The 18330-nt window shown below is 69.5% G+C and carries 13 protein-coding genes; 4 read left to right on the top strand and 9 right to left on the bottom strand.

Annotation, left to right across the window (positions count from 1 at the left end; translation table 11 throughout):
• Nucleotides 1-186: 186 nt before the first annotated feature.
• On the top strand, nucleotides 187-2043 hold the full coding sequence (locus AC1RVY_RS23340) for a M48 family metallopeptidase (protein ID WP_492808423.1): 1857 nt from the start codon (nucleotides 187-189) through the stop codon (nucleotides 2041-2043).
• A 149-nt stretch (nucleotides 2044-2192) separates the two neighbouring features.
• On the opposite strand, the gene AC1RVY_RS23335 is transcribed toward AC1RVY_RS23340, so the two are convergent.
• Nucleotides 2193-2813: a VOC family protein gene (locus AC1RVY_RS23335; RefSeq protein WP_218341684.1), complete on the bottom strand. Its 621-nt coding sequence runs from the start codon at nucleotides 2811-2813 to the stop codon at nucleotides 2193-2195.
• A gap of 212 nt (nucleotides 2814-3025) precedes the next feature.
• Here AC1RVY_RS23335 and AC1RVY_RS23330 point away from each other — a divergent pair, with 212 nt between their 5' ends.
• Complete coding sequence (locus AC1RVY_RS23330) at nucleotides 3026-4798, top strand: ABC-F family ATP-binding cassette domain-containing protein (RefSeq protein ID WP_492808420.1); 1773 nt, start codon at nucleotides 3026-3028, stop codon at nucleotides 4796-4798.
• 134 nt (nucleotides 4799-4932) lie between these two features.
• On the opposite strand, the gene AC1RVY_RS23325 is transcribed toward AC1RVY_RS23330, so the two are convergent.
• The 7 genes from AC1RVY_RS23325 to hemC all read right to left on the bottom strand — a co-directional run bounded on the left by AC1RVY_RS23325 (nucleotide 4933) and on the right by hemC (nucleotide 11746).
• Nucleotides 4933-5511, bottom strand: coding sequence for a YceI family protein (locus AC1RVY_RS23325; protein ID WP_218293746.1), 579 nt, complete (start codon nucleotides 5509-5511; stop codon nucleotides 4933-4935).
• A 211-nt stretch (nucleotides 5512-5722) separates the two neighbouring features.
• Nucleotides 5723-6301: a YceI family protein gene (locus AC1RVY_RS23320; protein WP_369641831.1), complete on the bottom strand. Its 579-nt coding sequence runs from the start codon at nucleotides 6299-6301 to the stop codon at nucleotides 5723-5725.
• Between the two features lie 167 nt (nucleotides 6302-6468).
• A complete protein-coding gene (locus AC1RVY_RS23315; RefSeq protein WP_369641832.1) occupies nucleotides 6469-7050 on the bottom strand; it encodes a cytochrome b in 582 nt (193 codons plus the stop codon).
• A 360-nt stretch (nucleotides 7051-7410) separates the two neighbouring features.
• The gene (locus tag AC1RVY_RS23310) at nucleotides 7411-8688 is read right to left on the bottom strand and encodes a heme biosynthesis HemY N-terminal domain-containing protein (RefSeq protein ID WP_218293748.1); all 1278 of its coding nucleotides are present in this window, start codon (nucleotides 8686-8688) and stop codon (nucleotides 7411-7413) included.
• A 163-nt stretch (nucleotides 8689-8851) separates the two neighbouring features.
• Nucleotides 8852-9985 carry a uroporphyrinogen-III C-methyltransferase gene (locus AC1RVY_RS23305; RefSeq protein WP_492808418.1) on the bottom strand — a complete coding sequence of 378 codons (1134 nt, stop codon included), beginning with the start codon at nucleotides 9983-9985 and terminating at the stop codon, nucleotides 8852-8854.
• On the bottom strand, nucleotides 9982-10794 hold the full coding sequence (locus AC1RVY_RS23300) for a uroporphyrinogen-III synthase (RefSeq protein ID WP_492808416.1): 813 nt from the start codon (nucleotides 10792-10794) through the stop codon (nucleotides 9982-9984). Before AC1RVY_RS23300 ends, AC1RVY_RS23305 begins: the two co-directional genes overlap by 4 nt.
• 7 nt (nucleotides 10795-10801) lie before the next feature.
• The gene (hemC, locus tag AC1RVY_RS23295; protein WP_492808414.1) at nucleotides 10802-11746 is read right to left on the bottom strand and encodes a hydroxymethylbilane synthase; all 945 of its coding nucleotides are present in this window, start codon (nucleotides 11744-11746) and stop codon (nucleotides 10802-10804) included.
• A gap of 138 nt (nucleotides 11747-11884) precedes the next feature.
• On the opposite strand from hemC, the gene ppc reads away from it, so the two are divergent.
• Both ppc and AC1RVY_RS23285 read left to right on the top strand, forming a co-directional pair.
• On the top strand, nucleotides 11885-14674 hold the full coding sequence (ppc, locus tag AC1RVY_RS23290; RefSeq protein ID WP_218293753.1) for a phosphoenolpyruvate carboxylase: 2790 nt from the start codon (nucleotides 11885-11887) through the stop codon (nucleotides 14672-14674).
• A 266-nt stretch (nucleotides 14675-14940) separates the two neighbouring features.
• Nucleotides 14941-16992: an EAL domain-containing protein gene (locus AC1RVY_RS23285; RefSeq protein WP_492808620.1), complete on the top strand. Its 2052-nt coding sequence runs from the start codon at nucleotides 14941-14943 to the stop codon at nucleotides 16990-16992.
• On the opposite strand, the gene AC1RVY_RS23280 is transcribed toward AC1RVY_RS23285, so the two are convergent.
• Nucleotides 16931-18277, bottom strand: a complete 1347-nt coding sequence (locus tag AC1RVY_RS23280; protein ID WP_369641836.1) for an AI-2E family transporter — start codon at nucleotides 18275-18277, stop codon at nucleotides 16931-16933. The genes AC1RVY_RS23285 and AC1RVY_RS23280 overlap by 62 nt on opposite strands.
• Between the last annotated feature and the right edge of the window lie 53 nt (nucleotides 18278-18330).

Below are 18330 nucleotides of genomic sequence, written 5' to 3'. Positions count from 1 at the left end.
CCGCCGGGCGGGGCCCACCACCGGGATCCCGTCCATCGGGCTTTTCTCGCCAATTGTTACCTTGTGGGTGGGCCTGCTGGCGGTTGCGTCCTGATAATCCCGCCGGTGGAGCGAGAGGGCCCCTGCGGGGGGAGCGGCTCCCTGTGTTCGCCTGGGTCAAAAACATACAACCAATCGGTCCCCTCCATGAATCTTCAATCCGCACTCCGTGTGGGCCTTGCCAAGGTCTTCGCCTATGCGCTGCTGGCGCTTTTTCTCATCCCGGCGGTGACCTATGTCTTCGCCGGTCATGTACAGCGCGACCAAGACGCCCGCTTCGTGGCCGGTATCGGCCAGCGCATCGACGCTGAAAAGGGCATGGCGCCCGCCGAAAAGCAGGCCCGCAAGGACTACTACCGCAGCAACCCGCCATCCACCATCTGCGGCAGCGCCGACCCCGAGGCGCAGGACTACCGCGAAGCCCTGTGCGAACGCTTCTCGGATGTCTGGCAGTTCGACATGGCCCGCAAGGTGGCGTTCTGGACCCTGGTGGCCGGCGCGGTGCTGATGGTGGCGGTGCTGGGGCTGGGGGCCCTGGCCTTCGCCGACCGCACGCTGCAGTACACGAGTTTCGTCACGGGCTGGCGCCTGACCACCGTTGCCAGCGCCGCGGCACTGCTGGTGCAGGGCGCGATGGCGGTGTGGCTGTCATTCTGGGTCACTGCATTCTTCTTCCACAAGTATTCGCCCAAGCTGGTGCTGTTCGTGGGTTTTGTGGTGCTGGCGGGCGTGCTGGTGGCGGTGAGGGGCATCTTCAAGCGCGTGCAGTCCAGCAACCAGGCCGTGGGCGAGCTGGTGTCCGAAGACGATGCGCCCCTGCTGTGGAAGCGCATCCGCCACATGGCGCAGCGCCTCAAGACCGATCCGCCCCGGCACATCGTGGCGGGCATCGACGCCAATTTTTTCGTGACCGAGGCCCCGCTCACGGTGGGCCGACAGACGCTCACGGGCCGCACGCTGTTCGTGAGCCTGCCGCTGCTGCGCATCCTGGACCAGGCCGAGGCCGATGCCGTGTTCGGCCACGAACTGGCCCACCTGCGCGGCGGCGACACCCACAGCAGCGCCCGGCTGGGCCCCAAGCTCGTGCAGTACGACCACTACCGGCACGCCATGCGCACCGGAGGGCTCACGGCGATGGCTTCGCCCCTGCTGGACCTGTACCGCACCATCTTCGAGATCGCTCTGGCGCGCGACAGCCGCGAGCGCGAGTTCAAGGCCGACCGCGTGGCCGCCAAGCTCACGTCGCCAGCGGCGATCGCGCAGTCGCTGGTCAAGATCGCGGCCTATGCCCAGTACCGCTACAAGATCGAGGCCGAACTGTTTGGCCGCAATGAGCGGCACGACGACACCACGCTGGGCATTGCCCGCTTCGTGGCCCAGGGGCTGGCACCCTATGCAGCCTCCGGCGATTTTCTGGACGCCATGAAGACGGCCAACGTGCCGCACCCCTTCGACTCGCACCCGGCCATGCCCGAGCGCCTGCGCAACGTGGGCATGGCGCTCAAGGAGCGGGACTACGCCGCCATCGCCGTGCGTACGCCCTCGGCGACCTGGGTGCAGGAGATCGTGACGGCCGATGCGATCGAGCAGCGCCTGTGGAGCGACTACGAGCAGCAGTTCGCACAAGACCACGAACGCAGCCTGGCCTACCGCTACGAACCCGCCACCGATGAAGAGCGCGCACTGGTGCTGCGGTACTTCCCCCCCGTGGTGTTTGCGCTCAAGGGGGGCCACACGGTGGAGGTCAGCATCGAGGGCATCCGCACGAGTGCGGACGGGACCACCGTGTTCTGGGATGCGGTGAAGGCGCTCGAATACAAGGAGAGCAGCTTTGGGAACGCGTTGATCGTGACCCACCCCGAGAAGAACGCCCTGGGCCTGGGTGCCAAGACCAGCAAGATCAAATTGGCCGGCCTGAAGAAGGAGAAAGACCCGTTCAACGCCACGGTGGGCCACTACTGGCAACGCCACCAGGTGATGCGGGCGCAGCAGCAGGGCGGCTGACGGCGGCGCGCCGTGGCGCTTCGCGCTTAGCGAAGGCAAAGTGCTTGCTATAGTTTGTATAGCTATCAGCGCTTGAATATCAAGCGCTGCGGCCGTTTTTTATTGATATGGGCGCCGCACGGCGCCACGCTGCGGCCTGGGCCTGCGCTTCAGCCGCGCACGTACTCGGGCCGGTCGTTCTGCTGGGGCTTGAGCGGAGCGGCCACCTTGCCCTCGGCGCGCTCCTTGCGCCACTGCTCCTTGCGGGCCGTCCACTCGTTGAGCCGCGCATGGGCCACGGTGCTGTCCTTGGCCATCTGCTCCTCGTTGGCCAGCTGGGCCGACAGCTCCAGGCGGATGCCGTTGGGATCGAAGAAGTAGATGCTGTGGAAGATGTGGTGGTCGGTCACGCCCAGCACATCGATGCCATGGGCTTCCAGGCGCTTCTTGGTGTTCTCCAGTTCCTCGACCGTGTTCACGCGGAAGGCGATGTGATTGACCCACAGCGGCGTGTTGGGCGAGGGCTCGGCCTTCACGTCGTCGCCCAGGTCGAAGAAGGCGATGAACGAGCCGTCCCGCAGGCGGAAGAAGAAGTGCGTGTAGGGGCAGTACTCGCCCGTGCTGGGCACGTAGTCGCTCTGGATGATGTGGTAGAGCGGCAGGCCCAGGATGTCTTCGTAGAAGTGGCGCGTCTCTTCCGCGTCGCGGGCCTTGTAGGCGTAGTGGTGCAGCTGCTGGATGGCGGCAGGCGCGGGCAGGGTGGCCAGATCGGGCGTCGGGGCGGCATTCATGCGGTGTCTCCTCAAATGGATGGCTGCAATTCTACTATTCGTAATTGATTTACGTTAAGTTAATTTTTATGTGGGTGACTTGCGGTACATTCCGCAGTCACACCCATTCGTGCCGAGGTATTACTCCCATGCGCCTTTGAGCCTCTTCAAGCCGTTCCCCTGCCGCCCTTTGCGGGCCAGGTGGTTGCATGTCTTGTTTGGAGTGCTTTTGCATGGCGACACCTTCACGGGGCGAATCCGCCCATGGCAGCCGCAGCGCTGCCGCAGCCTCGGCTGCTGATTTCCCATCATCATCATCTTCTTCTGCTCCTTCATCGCAGGCCCCTGCCGGGCAGGGCAATGCGGCGCCCGGCGCGGGTCAGGCCGTGCTGCAGTTCGCCGGGGTTGGCTGGAGCCCGCCTGGCGGCCAGGCCCTGTGGGGCCGTCCGCTGACGGTGTCCCTGGGCCCGGGCGTGACGGGCATCGTGGGTGCCAACGGCTGCGGCAAGAGCGTCTTCCTGCGGCTCGCGGCGCGCGCGCTGCAGCCCGCCAGCGGCGCCATTCTGGGCGATCCTTCGCTGCATGTGGTGGCGCAGGAGGTGGCTGCTGCGCCCCGTGCCACGGTGGCTGATGTCGCAGGGCTGGGGCCGGCGCTGGGCGCCCTGGCGCGGCTGGAGGCGGGCGAGGGCACGTCCGATGACCTGCTCGTGGCCGATGGGCGGTGGGACCTGCCCGCGCGCTGGCGGCAGGCGCTGCACGCGCTGGGGCTGGGCCACCTTCCGCCGGCACACGCCGCGCAGCGGCTCAGCGGCGGCGAGCGCATGCGCGTGGCGCTGGCGGGGGCTTTCCTGTCCGATGCCGAGCTGCTGGTGCTCGACGAGCCCACCAACCACCTTGACCGCGCGGGCCGGCGATGGCTGATGGAATCGCTGGCGCAGTGGCGGGGCGGCGTGCTGGTGGCCAGCCACGACCGCGAATTGCTGGGCGCGGTGGGCAGCATCGTGGAGCTGTCGCCCGCCGGGCTGCAGCGCTATGGCGGCCACTGGGGGCTGTACCAGGCCCAGCGCCAGGCCGAGGCCGCCGCCGCCCAGGCCGCGCTGGACCACGCGCGCACCGAGCGCGAGCAGGGCCTGCGGGCGCTGCAGCGCGAGCATGACGCCCAGCAGCGCCGCGCGGCACGCGGGCGCGCGGAGGGGCGCACCACCAACCAGGCGTCCATCCTGCTCGACCGCCGGAAGAACAGCGCACAGGCCCACGCCGGCCGCGAGCACGAGCGGCAGCAGCAAGAGCGCCAGCGGCTGAACGAGGCCGTGCGCGAGGCTGCCCTGCGCGTGCCCGCGCAGGCAGCCGCGGCGCTGGTGCTGCCGCAAAGCGCCGTGCCGGCGGGCAGGCAGGTGCTGGCGTTCGAGCAGGTGCAGGTGCCGCATGCCCCACCGGGCTTGCCTGCGCTGAACGGCGTGTGGAGTGGCCCCGTGCGCATAGCGATCACCGGGCCCAATGGGTGTGGCAAGAGCAGCCTGCTGCGGCTGGTCGCGGCGCCGGATGGCGTGCCTGAAGGCGGTGTGCGGCGCGGCGTGCGGGCCGCCTGGCTGGATCAGCACAACACCGCCGCGCTGCCCCCGCAATGCAGCGTGCTGGATCGGCTGCGGGCACTGGGCTCGCCGCTGCCCGAAGCCGCGCTGCGCACGCACCTGGCACAACTCGGGCTGGATGCGGACAAGGTGCATCGCCCGGCCGGTGTGCTCAGTGGCGGCGAGCGCATCAAGGCCGCGCTGGCCTGCGCCCTGTGGTCGTGCGAGCCCGCGCAGATGCTGCTGCTCGACGAGCCCACGAACCACCTGGATGTGGATGCCGTGGACGCCTTGCAGGCCGCGCTGGGGGCCTTCACGGGCGCGTTGGCCGTGGTGTCGCACGACACCGCCTTCCTGCGCGCGCTGCGGCCGGACGTGGTGTGGGCCTGGCGGCCGCAGGGCTGGGACCTGGACGCCTCGCTGGACGCCGCCTGAATACACCCTCGGGCAGCTTGCACCCCGCTGGATGGGGTGTGCGCAATGAAGAAAAAAGCCACCCGCTGCGCTGAGGCTGCGGGTGGCTTTCGGGCAAGGCGCCAGCGGCGCCCTGCGGGCAGTGACGACCGTGATTACTGCTTCACGGCTTCGATCTGCACCACCAGGCGCACGTTCTTGGGGAAGCCCCACTCCACGCCGTAGTTCATGCCCCACTGGGTGCGGTCGATCGTGGCCTCGAAGTCGCCACCGCACACTTCGCGCTTGAGCATGGGGCTGTCATAGCAGTTGAACTGCGTGGCCTTGAGCGTGACGGGCGCGGTCTTGCCCAGCAGCGTGAGCTGGCCGGCCACTTCGCTGACCTTGTCGCCGTTGAAGCTGAACTTGTCGGACACGAACTTGATGGTGGGGTGCTTGGCGGCATCGAACAGGTCGGCGCTTTGCAGGTGCTTGTCGAACGGGGGCGTGCCCGAGTTCACCGAGGTGGTGTCGATGGTGATGTCCACCTTGCCGGACTTGGCCGCGCGGTCGAACTCCACGGTGCCTTGCTTCTTGTCGAAGCGGGCGCGGTTCGTGGTCGTGCCGAAGTGGCCGATCTCGAACGTCACGAAGGTGTGCGTGGGGTCGATGGCGTAGTTGGCGGCCTGCGCGGCGCCGGCGGTCATTGCGGTGGCAGCGGCCACGGCGAGCAGGGAGAACAGGGACTTGCGCATGGGTAAATACTCCTGGAGCAGTGGTGGAAAGAAAAGGAAGGAAAAAAGGAAAGAAATCAGCGATTCAATGCCGTGCGACGCGGGGATCGGGCACGTTCAAGCCAGCGCTCCCGCACAAGGGCCGCCCCGCTGCGCTGGCAGCGTCCCCCTCCCGCGTTGCGTAGCAATGCGAGAGAGGGGAAGGCGCGAAGCGACTCCGGGGGAGCTTCATTCAAATCTTGCCCACGCCGGTGAGCGCGAGCTTGAATTTCACGGTCACGTCGTCGGCCACCATCGAGGTGTCGGCCCACTCGTTCTCACCGATCTTGAACGCCAGGCGCTTGATGGGCAGCGTGCCTGTGGCGGTGGTGCTGGCCCCGCTTTGGGTCAGCGTGACGGGCACCACCACGTTCTGCGCCGTGCCCTTGATGGTGAGCTTGCCCGCCACCTCGAACTTGCCGCCACCCAGCGCCTTGATGGCGGTGGATTCGAACTGCGCCTGCGGGAACTTCCCCACGTTGAACCACGTGGGCTTGGGCAGCTCGGCATCGGTCTCGCGCGATCCGAGCGTGGCGCTGCCGGTATCGACCGTGAACGCGATCTTGCTGGTGGCCGGCTTGGCCGGGTCGAACGCCACCTGGGCGCTGAACTTCTTGAAGTGGCCGTCCAGCGGCACGCCCATCTGGCGGGCGGTGAACTGCACTTCGCTTTGGGCGGGCACCAGTTGTTGCTGGGCCAGGGCGGCCTGGGCGCCCACGGCCAGGGCGGCGCCCAGCACGATGTGGGACAGGGTGGAAGAAGACAGATTCATTCGAAAACTCCGTTCAAAAGACAGAAAAGAGAAGGTGGGGCGGTCGGCTGGTGTAAGACAGGGGCGCGCATCCGCCAGTGCGCCCGTGGAGCCGGCTCTGCCGGGCCTGCGGGTGCGGTCCCCTCCCGCCGAACAGGGAGACGGCGCGAAGCGGCTCGGGGCCCGCCTCATCCACCAGGCAGCATGCGGGCGAGCAGGCCGTCGCGGTCCACGATCTGGTGCTTGAGCGCGCCCGCGATGTGCAGCACCACGAGGCCCGCCATTGCAAATGCGGTGTACTGGTGCCAGGGCTTGATGGCCTCGGCCAGCTCCTTGCTCACGGGCACGAAGTCGGGCAGCTGCCACAGGCCCAGGAACACGATGGGGAAACCGGCGGCCGAGCTGTAGGCCCAGCCGATCAGCGGCACGGCGAAGAACAGCGCATAGAGCAGCCCGTGCGTGGCGTGGTGCGCCAGCTTCTGCCAGCCGGGCATGGCCTGCTCGATCGCTGGCGGCAGTGCGGGGGGGCGGTGCGTGGCGCGCCACAGCAGGCGCAGCACCGACAGCACGAGGAGGGTGACACCCGCCCACTTGTGCCAGTTGTAGAGCTTGAGCCGCTGCGGCGAGAACGGCAGGCCCGTCATGTAGATGCCCACGCCAAACAGGCCGATCAGCGCCAGGCCCAGCACCCAGTGCAAAAGCATGGCGGTGCGCGTGTAGCGGCGGGGCGTTGCGGCGGCCGGGAAGGCGGTGGTGGCAGGGGCAGTCATCTGGGAGCAAAAAGCAAAGCGGGTGGTCAGGTGGAGGCGCCGGGCCAGCGCCTCTCGGCCAAGGCTGACATTCGTCAAGCAATGGGGCAGTGTAGAAAGCCGTCACCGCATTCGGTTTCAGGCAGATTGATGCTTCAATTCAAAAAAAATGAATTGAGAGGGCCTGAGCGCTCAAAGTTCCCCAATGCTGTGCGGCTTGTGCATGGCCCGGGGCGGGGGAGGGCCCTGGGCATGGGGAATGCCCCATCAGGGTGCATGCCGAGGGACTGAAACCGCGGCGGGGCGCGTGGTGGCGGTTACCACAAGCGCGCACGGCGCGGTGCGGCGGCCTGCCTTGAGAAAAGGGAGAGGCCGGGGCGCTTACTGGCCGAGCGCGGCCTTCTTCCAGGCCTCGGCGGCAGCGGCCTCGTCCCCGCGCTTTTCGGCCAGTTCCGCCAGATGGCGCCAGGCGCTCGCCCGCAGGCTGGTGTCGGCGAGCTGCTGCGCCGCCTGGGTGAGCAGCTGCTGGGACTTGCCCCACAGCTGGCGCTTGAGGCAGGCCATGCCCGCCAGGTACTGCAGGCGCGCATCGCGCGGGTTGGCCTGGTGCGCGGATTCGATGCGGGCCAGCCAGGGCGCGTCCAGTGCGTCCAGCCCGGCTTCGAGCGCGCGTACCAGCTTCAGCGCATGGTGCTCGGCCAGTGCGTCGGGCAGGTCCACCATGCGTTCCCACACCGGCAGCAGCCAGGCGCGCACCTGGGTGGCATCGCCGCCCAGGGCGGCCAGCCGCTGGGCGGCATGGATGGCGAGTTCGGGCATGTTGCGCTCGGAGGACTCCAGCGACATCCAGATCTGCTGGAGCTGCGCGGTGTCGTGCGCGCTGTTGATGAGCTCGGTGGCCAGGCCGCGCACGATGCTCTGGGCCGCGGCGGGCGAGAACGCGCGGTGCTTGCCCAGCAGGCGCGCGGTATCGAGCGCCTCCTGCGTCTGCCGTGCCAGCCGGGTCGCCTTGAGCTTGATGCGCAGCGACAGCGTGCGCCGCGCCGCGCCCTGGGGCAGGGCGGCCAGGCGGTCGAGCGCCGCGCCCGCATCGCGGTCGTCCAGCGACCAGCGGGCCGCGCGCATCTGCGTGCCTTCGCGCATTTCCTGCTCGCTCACGGTGCCGCGCGCGGGGGCTTCCTGAAGCGCGTCCTGCAGGTGGCTCTCGCGCGTGGCGCTGTCCTGCAGCGCGTGCGAGGCCTCGGCCGCGATCATGTGGGCCAGGGCGCGCAGCTGGCGGCCGTGGGGCACGGCCTCGCCGGCGGCGCCCAGCGCATGTTCCTGCGACAGTGCGGCCACCGCCGCCTTGCGCGAGCGGATGAAGCGCCCGCCGAGCATGTGGGTCAGCGCATCGAGCAAGGCCGCGTGCATGGCGCGCTCCTTTTGCTGCACGCGCCAGCGGCGGGCCTGGTGGGGCAGTTCCAGCAGGGCGGCCAGCGCGCGCAGCGCCGCGTACACGGTGACGAAACCGCCCACCAGCAACAGCACCACCATGTTCAGCGACAGGTCGATGCGGTAGGGCGGCCAGTACAGGGTGACGGTGCCCTGGTTGTTGCCCGCGAACAGCGCGGCGGCCACGGCCACGCCAAACAATGCCAAAAGCCAAAGTGCTGCGCGCATGTCGTCAGTCCGTTATTCCACCGCGCAAGGCGGCGCCCGCAGCCCGTGGCACGGGCGCGGTCCAGGCGAGCGCCACCGTGGAACTGGCTGTGCCAGGCCACCGGTGGCGTCCCCCTCCCGCAGGAGAGGGGGAAGGCGCGAAGCGACTCGGGGGGTGATTCATTTACCTTCCCGCTGCGGCAGTGGCCAGCGCGGACAGGGTTTCGTCCAGGCGCGGCTGCTCGGCCGCCTTCATGCTGGCCTGGGCCGTCTGCAGCGTGCTGGCCGCGTTCTGCGTGCGCCGCGAGGCCGGGTCGAAGTACTTGTTCAGCGCCACGGTGGCGGCGGCCAGGTCGGCCCGGGCCGAGTCGAACTGGCGCGCGAGAACGCCCAGGCGGGCGTTGAGCAGCTTGAGCTTGAGGTTCTCGCGCAGGAAGAAGGTCTGTTCGGGCGCCAGAAGGATCGCCTCGGGCTGGTCGATGCGGCTCACCCGCACCAGCCCCCGGGCCTCGTCGCGCACCACTTCCCAGCTGCGCTGCAGCGCGGCCTGCCACCAGGCCATGCCGCCGGTGGAGGCCGGCGTGCCGCCCGGCGCCGGGGGCGCGGCCGACAGGCGCCGCGTGGCGGCGGCCTGGGCCACCGCATTGAGCACGGGCAGCTCGTCCACCTGGCGCACCAGGTCGTCCAGGCGGGCCAGCAGGCCGGCGGTGTCGGTGACGGTGGCGCGGGTCAGGCGGTCCAGGTCGCGGCCGATGGCGCGCTGCACGGGCGCCAGCCGGGGCTGGGCGGCGCGCTCGATGCGCAGGTTGGCGCTTTTCAGCGCGGCCACCAGCGGCTCCAGGCTGCCGGTGAGCTGCGCCTGCTGCTGCGCGAGGCGGATGGCGGATTCGATGTCCACCACCAGGTTCTCGTCGCGCGAGCGCGACAGGCTCTGCATGAGTTCTTCGAGCTGGCTGCGCTGCAGCGCCACCTCGCTCACCCGCGCCTCGGCCACCGACAGGCGGGCGGCGGTCTCGCGCACCAGCTCTTCGGCCTGGCGGGCCATGGTGCGGGCCTCGATCGCCTGCGCACCCGAGTCCGCAGACTGCCGGGCGAGCTGCTCCTGGATGGAGCTGAGTTTTTGCCACAGCAGGCCGCTGCTGACCAGTGCCGCCGCCGCCACGGTGCCCAGCAGCAGCGTCACGGCGCCGCCCCGGCCGGGAGCGGGTGCCGGCGCGGCGTGCGAAGGCGCGGGGCCCGCTGCGGGTGCGCCCACGGGCGCCGCCACGGGGGCTGCGGCGGGTGCAGGGGGCAGATCGTTGGGGGGCACGGAACTCATGCCGCCGATTCTATCGAGGCCACCACGTCTTCCAGGGCCGGACGGCATTCCCGCACGGCGCCAAAGCCCGCCGCACGGGCCGCCTCGGCGATGCGCGGGTGCGTGGCCAGCGCCCGCGCGGCGCCCCAGGGCTGGCCGGGCAGGGCCTCGGCCAGGTGGGCCACGGCTTCGGAACTGCTCAGCAGCCAGAGGGAACCATCGTGCGCCGCCTGTTGCGCCAGCGCCACCTCGTGCGCTGAAAAGCGGGGCGCGCCGCGTTGGTAGGCCACCACAAACTCCACCGTGCCGCCCGCTGCCTCGATCTGGCGGGCCAGCCAGTCGCGGCCGCTGCCCTGGGCGGACTCAGGCACGCTGCCGGATCTTCCGCGCACGATCAGCACACGGTCGCCGGGCCGTACCTGCTCGGCCACCTGCTGCCACAGCGCTTCCGAGTCGAACTGCGGCGCATCGGGCGCCGGACCGTCGATGCAGGCCGAGGGCACGCCGGCCTGCTCCAGCGCGCGCGCCGTGCCGGGGCCGGGTGACCATGCTCTTGTTTTGATAGCTGCCAGCGCTTGTCCATCCAGCGCTGGAGGCCTGCTGGATCCAAAAAAATGGGCCACGGCATTGCCACTGACAAACATCAGGGCGCGGTACTGCGCAAGGTGGGCCCCGGCCCGGGCGAGCGCCTGCTGCGCAGCGGGGTCGCGGCAGGGGCCGATGGCGATGAGCGGCAGCGCCACGGCGCCGATGCCGTGCGCGCCCAGCATCTCCACCCAGTGCGCGGCCTCGCGGGCGGGCCGCGTGACGATCACCCGGGGCGAGGGCATGGGCGCCTCAGGGTTGTGGAAGGCTGGCGAGGTCCGCGCCCCGTGCGCCGCCCGCGCGCAGGCGCTGGGCAATCGCGTCGCCCAGCGCTTCGGCCTGCGCCAGTGTGCCGACGGGGGCGCTGGCCTGCGCGCGCACCAGCGGGGCCTGGCCGTCCGGGTCGCCCCAGGCGGCATCGAGCTGCAGCACGCCGGCGGCCAGCGTGCCGTGCGCCGCCAGCGGCATCGAGCAGCTGCCGCCCATGGCGCGGCTCACGGCGCGCTCGGCGGCCACGGTCAGCCAGGTGGGCTGGTGGGCCAGCGGCGCCAGCGCGTCGATCAGGTCTTTCCGGTCGCTGCGCACCTCGATGCCCAGCGCGCCCTGGCCCGCCGCGGGCAGCATGGCCGTGGGCTCGAACGTGGCGCGGATGCGGGAGGCGAGCCCCAGGCGTTTCAGGCCCGCCGCCGCCAGCACGATGGCGTCGTACTGGCCTTCATCGAGCTTGCGCAGGCGCGTGTCCAGGTTGCCGCGCAGCGGCTCGATCCTCAGGTCGGGCCGCAGGGCCTGCAGCAGCACCTGGCGGCGCAGGCTGGAGGTGCCCACCACCGCGCCCTGGGGCAGGGCATCAATGTTCGGGTAGTTGGGCGAGACAAACGCATCGCGCGGGTCTTCGCGCTCCATCACGCAGGCCAGGGCAAAACCCTCGGGCAGCTCCATGGGCACATCCTTGAGCGAGTGCACGGCGATGTGCGCGCGGCCTTCTTCCAGCGCCACCTCCAGCTCTTTCACGAACAGACCCTTGCCGCCCACCTTGCTCAGCGACCGGTCCAGGATCTGGTCGCCCTTGGTCGTCATGCCCAGCAGCTCCACCGTGTGGCCGCGTGCGCGCAAAAGGGCCTGTACATGCTCGGCCTGCCACAGGGCGAGACGGCTTTCGCGCGTGGCAATGACGATGGTGAGGGGTGTCTGGGGCATGCTCAAGTTCGTAACCTGTTTGTAATCATTCAGGGGCGGGCGATGCTAGCATGCGCCCGCACTGGGGCTGGTGCGGCCCGGGGGCATGCCGGGCGGACGGCGCCGGCGATCCCCCCATCCCATTCCGGAGACCACCGCATGAAACGATCCGACAAGGACCAGCCCCTGATTGACGACATCCGCCTGCTCGGCCGCATTCTGGGCGACGTGATCCGGGAGCAGGAGGGCGTGGCCGCGTATGAGCTGGTGGAGCAGGTGCGCAAGCTGTCGGTGGCGTTCCGCCGCGATGCCGATCAGGAGGCCGACCGCGCGCTCAAGAAGCTGCTCAAGTCGCTCTCGGGCGACCAGACGGTGAGCGTGATCCGCGCCTTCACCTACTTCAGCCACCTGGCCAACCTGGCCGAAGACCGCCACCACATCCGCCGCCGCGCCGTGCACGAGCGCGCGGGGGACACGCAGGAGGGCAGCATCGAGGTGGCACTGTCGCGCCTGCGCTGGGCGGGTATCGCGCCCAAGACCATCTCGCAGACGCTGGCGGGCAGCTACGTGGCCCCGGTGCTCACGGCCCACCCCACCGAAGTGCAGCGCAAGAGCATTCTGGATGCCGAGCGCGACATTGCCCAGCTGCTGGCCGTGCGCGACGACATCCAGGTGCGTGCCCAACTGTACAACAGCGCCAAGGACGCGCTCACCCCGCGCGAACTGGCTGCCAACGAAGCCCTGCTGCGCGCCCGTGTGGCCCAACTGTGGCAGACGCGCCTCTTGCGTTACAGCAAGCTCACCGTGGCCGACGAGATCGAAAACGCGCTCTCTTATTACGAGGCCACCTTCCTGCGCGAGATCCCCAAGATCTACGCCGACCTGGAGAACGAGCTGGGCCAGTACCCCGTGCACAGCTTTCTGCGCATGGGCCAGTGGATCGGCGGCGACCGCGACGGCAATCCCAACGTCACCGCGCAGACCCTGCAATACGCACTGGGCCGGCAGGCCGAGGTGGCCCTGCGCCACTACCTGACCGAGGTGCACTACCTGGGCGGCGAGCTGTCGCTGTCGGCGCGCCTGGTGCAGGTGTCCGCCGAGATGGAGGCCCTGGCCCTGCGCTCGCCCGACACCAACGAACACCGCCAGGACGAGCCCTACCGCCGCGCGCTCACGGGCATCTACGCCCGCCTGGCGGCCTCGCTCAAGGAACTGACCGGCGGCGAAGCCGCGCGCCATGCGGTGGTGCCGCAGAACCCCTACGGCAGCGCCGAGGAGTTCCTGGCCGACCTGCGGGTGATCGAAGCCTCGCTGCAATCGCACCATGGCGAGGCCCTGGCGGGCGAACGCCTGCACCCCCTGATCCGCGCCGTACAGGTGTTCGGCTTCCACCTGGCCACGGTGGACCTGCGCCAAAGCTCCGACAAGCACGAGGAGGTGGTGGCCGAACTGCTGGCCAAGGCGCGCATCGAGCCCCACTACGCGGGCTTGCAGGAAGCCGCCAAGCGCGCGCTGCTCATCAAGCTGCTGAACGACGCGCGCCCGCTGCGCGTGGTGGGCGCTGAGTATTCCGCACACGCAAAGGGCGAACTGGCCATCTTCGAAACCGCCCGCGTGATGCGCGAGCGCTTCGGCCACGAGGCCATCCGCCACTACATCATCAGCCACACCGAAACGGTGAGCGATTTGCTCGAAGTGCTGCTCTTGCAGAAGGAAGTGGGCCTGATGAACGGCACGCTCGATGCCGAGTCGCGCAACCACCTCATCGTGGTGCCCCTGTTCGAAACCATCGAAGACCTGCGCAATGCCGCGCCCATCATGCGCGAGTTCTATGCGCTGCCCGGCGTGGCCGCCCTGGTGCAGCGCAGTGGCGGCGAGCAGGACATCATGCTGGGCTACAGCGACAGCAACAAGGACGGCGGCATCTTCACCAGCAACTGGGAGCTGTACCGCGCCGAGATCGCCCTCGTCGAACTCTTCGACGAACTCGCCACCAGCCATGGCATCCAGCTGCGCATGTTCCACGGCCGGGGCGGCACCGTGGGCCGGGGCGGCGGCCCGAGCTACCAGGCCATCCTGGCGCAACCCCCCGGCACCGTGCGCGGCCAGATCCGCCTTACCGAGCAGGGCGAAGTCATCGCCTCCAAATATGCCAACCCCGAGATCGGCCGACGCAACCTGGAAACCCTGGTGGCTGCCACGCTCGAAGCCACGCTGCTGCAGCCCACCAAGCCCGCCACCAAGGCGTTCTTGGACGCCGCCGCGCAGCTCTCGCTGGCCAGCATGGGCAGCTACCGCGCGCTGGTGTACGACACCCCGGGCTTCACCGAATACTTCTTCAACTCCACGCCGATCCGCGAGATCGCCGAACTGAACATCGGCTCGCGCCCCGCCAGCCGCAAGGCCAGCCAGAAGATCGAAGACCTGCGCGCCATCCCCTGGGGCTTCAGCTGGGGCCAGTGCCGTTTGACGCTGCCCGGCTGGTACGGCTTTGGCTCGGCGGTCGATGCGTTCGTGAACCTGGAAGGCAAGGACCCCAAGACCCAGCTGGCCCTGCTGCAAAAGATGTACCGCCAATGGCCGTTCTTCCGCACGCTGCTGTCCAACATGGACATGGTGCTGGCCAAGAGCGACCTGGCGCTGGCCTCGCGCTACAGCGAACTCGTGACAGACGCGCGCCTGCGCAAGAAGGTGTTCACCAGCATCGAGGCCGAATGGCACCGCACGGCCGAGGCGCTCACGCGCATCACGGGCGACAAGCAGCGCCTCACGCACAACGCGGCGCTGGCCCGCTCCATCAAGCATCGCTTTCCGTACATCGACCCGCTGCACCACCTGCAGGTGGAACTGGTGCGCCGCTGGCGCGCGGGGCAGGGGGATGAGCGGGTGCAGACGGGGATTCACATCTCGATCAACGGGATCGCTGCGGGGCTGCGCAACACGGGCTGAGGTCGTCGGCTTCCCTGGGGGCCGCGGTGGCGCCCTTTGCAAGATGCGGGCAGGCCCGATAGCATGGGCCCAGGGGGGAGAGGACACGCGGGCAGATCGCCGGCCGCCTCTTCGGACGGGTGCGGGGAATCTGGGGGCTGCCGGGCAGGCTCCAGGCGGCATCCTCGCGGTCGCTTCAGGGTGGGAGGCATGGCTTGGGCATTGATCTTGCGTTCTGGCGGCTGTTACTGTCCCGGCGGCTGGAGGCCGTGGCGAGGGCCGACGCGATGCGTGCCATTCGCGAAGGGCTGCTCTGGGTCCTGCCGTGCCTGATGGTGTCGGCCGTCCTGCTGGTGCTGTCGGTGCTGGCGCGCATGCTGGGCCTGCCGGCCTCCGTGGCCGACTTGCTGGCGGACCTGCACGGGGAGATCAGCCGCATCCTGCCGCTGCTGATCACCGCCTCCATCGGCTACATGCTGGCCATCCGCCACCGGTTGCCACGCTTGCCGGTGGCCTTTCTGTGTTTCGTCCATGCCGCGCTCGCCGCCTACCTGCTGCGCGGTCATCCGCGGGCGGCGGCCACGCTGGTGCTGTTCATCGCGATTGCCGCCCCGCTTGTCACCGTGCCGCTGATGGCCTGGCTGATGCGGGTGCGCGGGCTGCGGGTCGCGCGCATGGCCCAGGTCAGCGAGAACGTGGAGGACGCCATGAACATGGTGGTTCCCGGCATCGCCACCACCGCGCTGCTGGTGGTCGTTCTGGCCTTGCTGCAGCAGTGGGAGGGGCTGGTGCACTGGCGCCTGCCCATCGATGTGGCCAACCCCGATCAGTCCTATCTCAACGCCGTATTGCTCACGGGCCTGAATTCGCTGCTGTGGTTTTTTGGCATCCATGGCTACCACGCGCTGCAGCCGCTGTTCCAGTCCCTGGACCAGGCCGTGGGCTGGAACGCCCAGGCCCTGTTGGCCGATCAGGTGCCGCAGCATCCCCTGAACGCGGGCCTGCTGGGGGCATTTGCCTTCATCGGCGGCTCAGGCGGAACCTTGTCGCTGGTGCTGGCCGTGCTGTGGCGCGCCCGCAGCCCCGGCCTGCGCCTGCTCGCGCTGGCGAGCCTGCCGATGGCGATGCTGAACGTGAACGAGCTGCTGCTCTTCGGCATCCCGCTGATCCTGAACCTGCGCATGCTGCTGCCGTTCCTGGCCGTCCCCGCCCTCAATGCCTGCCTGGCGCTGGCGGCCGTGCAGGCGGGCTGGGTGGCCGTGGCCAGCATGCCCATGCCGCTCAATGCGCCGGTCGTCTTCAATGCCTATGTCAGCACCCAGGGCGACTGGGGCGCGGTGGCCCTGCAGCTGGCGCTGGTGCTGCTCGGCGCCTGCCTGTATGGGCCTGCGGTGCGCTCGCTGGAGCGCCACAACGAAACCACCGTGCACCTGCCCGGGCTGGACACCACCTTCACCCGCCTGCAGGAGGAGGGCAGCCTCTATGCGCGCGATCCCGTGGTGGTCGCGCAACAAGGCCAGGCACGCCGCGAGGAACTGCTGGCCCAGGTGCGCCGCATGGGGGACTACGAATTCTTCCTGGAGTACCAGCCCCAGGTGTCGCTGCGCACCGGCCGGTGCACGGGCTGCGAGGCCTTGCTGCGGGCCCGCGATTCCCGGGGCCGCGTCCAGCCTCCCGGGGCGTTCCTGGCCTGGCTGTCCGAGGCGGGCCTGATGAAGGACGTGGACCTGTGGGTGGCGGCTGCGGCGCTGCGGCAGTACCGGCGCTGGCGCAACGCGGGCTTCGAGCTGCCCATTTCCATCAACATCACGGGCCCCACGCTCATGTCGCAGGAGCACTGCATCCGTCTGGTGGACTTGATCGCGCCAGCGGCCGGCTGCATCAGCATCGAGCTGACCGAGGATGCCCTGGCCGCGGATGTCTTCGGAATGCGCAACGCCATCGCCCGTGTGCACGCGGTGGGCGCGAAGGTCTCCATCGACGATTTTGGCACCGGCTACTCATCCCTGAGCTACCTGCATGCCTTCGAGGTCGATACGATCAAGATCGACCGCAGCTTCGTGCTCGCCAGCGCGCAGGCGCAGGGAGGGCGGGTGCTGGAAGGCCTGCTCAACTTCTGCCAGGGGCTGGGCTGCGGCATCGTGGTGGAAGGGGTCGAGACCGCCGAGCAGCTGCAACGGCTGCCCCGGACCATGGACCTGGAGGTGCAGGGCTGGTATTTCGGCCGGGCGGTGCCTGCAGACGAGCTTCCCGCGTTCGTGCAGCAGCGCCTGGACCTCAGTCCCCCAGCAACTCCCCCACCGCCTTCAGATCCTCCACCCGGTCGCACACCGCCTTGACGGCCATCATCACCGGGATGCCCAGCAGCAGGCCCCACAGGCCCCACAGCCAGCCCCAGGCCAGCACGCTGACGAACACGGCCACGGGGCTCATGCTGCTGGTGCGGCTGGTGAGCCAGGGCGTGAGCAGGTTGCCCACCAGGGTATGGATGACCAGCGACGCGCCGCCGATGGCCAGCGCCATGTCCAGGGTGCCGAACTGCAGGAAGGCCACGAGGGCCGATGCGCCGGTGACCAGGGCCGAGCCGATGTAGGGTGCGAGGTTGAGCACCCCGGCCACCACGCCCCACACGGCCGCGTTCTCCAGGCCCAGGGCCCAGTAGGCCAGGCCCGTGGCCACGCCCACCAGGGCGCTGGTGAGCACCTGCACCAGCAGGTAGCGCTGGATCTGGTTGGTGATGTCTTCCAGCACGTGGATGGTGACCTTGCGCCGTTCCAGGCTGGTGCCCGCGATGCGCAGCAGCTTGTTGCGAAACAGGTTGCCGGAGGCCAGCGCGAAGAAGGTGAGGAAGACCACCACGGTGAGCTGGCCCAGGGCCGACATCAGCCCCATGGTGCCGCTCCACAGGTAGTCGCGGATGTTGAACGGAGGGCGCTCCACCACCACGCGCTGCACGCCCCGCCGGGTGGGGCTGGCGGCGCTGTTTTCGTTGGCGGCCTGCTCGATCTGCGTGGCGGCCTTCTGCACGGTGTCGAGCGGGCTGCTGGTGCCTGCGCGCGCCTTGATGCTGTCGCGCACCTTCTTGGCGGCCACGGGCAGCGAGTCGACGAGCTGCGCGGCCCCGTCGCTCAGCGACCAGGCGGCGCTCGCCAGCCCGAAGACGATGGCGATGAGCAGCACGCCCGCGCCCAGCCAGCGCGGCACGTGGCAGCGCCGCAGGAGCTCGACGGCGGGCCGCAGCGCCGTGGTGAGCAGCAGGCTGAGCATGATGGGGATGAACACGGCGCTGGCCCAGTGCAGCAGCGCCACGCCGGCAAACAGGGCCAGCAGCGCGAGCGAGAGGTTGCGCACGTCCACGGGCATGTGGAGCATGAGCGGGCCGGTGAGGGGTGCGGTGGCTGCGGGCGCGCCGCTTGGCAGCTGCGCAGGCGGTGGGGGGCTGTCTTGGGTTGACCTGGCTTTGGCGGGTGGGGCCGCTTCGGCCGCTTGGGCCGCTGGTGCGGGGCCGTCCGCCACAGGCGCGTGGGGGGGCAAGGTCGGGGCTGCGTCAGCGGCGGGGCTGTCTGGCTGTGGCGGCTCGGCAGCGGGGGCGGGCGGGGATGCAGGGGTGGGCTCGGTCATCATGCGCGGATTGTGATGGGACTCGGGCCTGCTGGGTTGTAGGTCGGGCTGACATG

The organism is Acidovorax sp. GW821-FHT11A03 (genome assembly GCF_058809075.1).
Note: the sequence above shows the minus strand (reverse complement) of the source record. Positions and strands in the feature narration are given on the sequence as shown.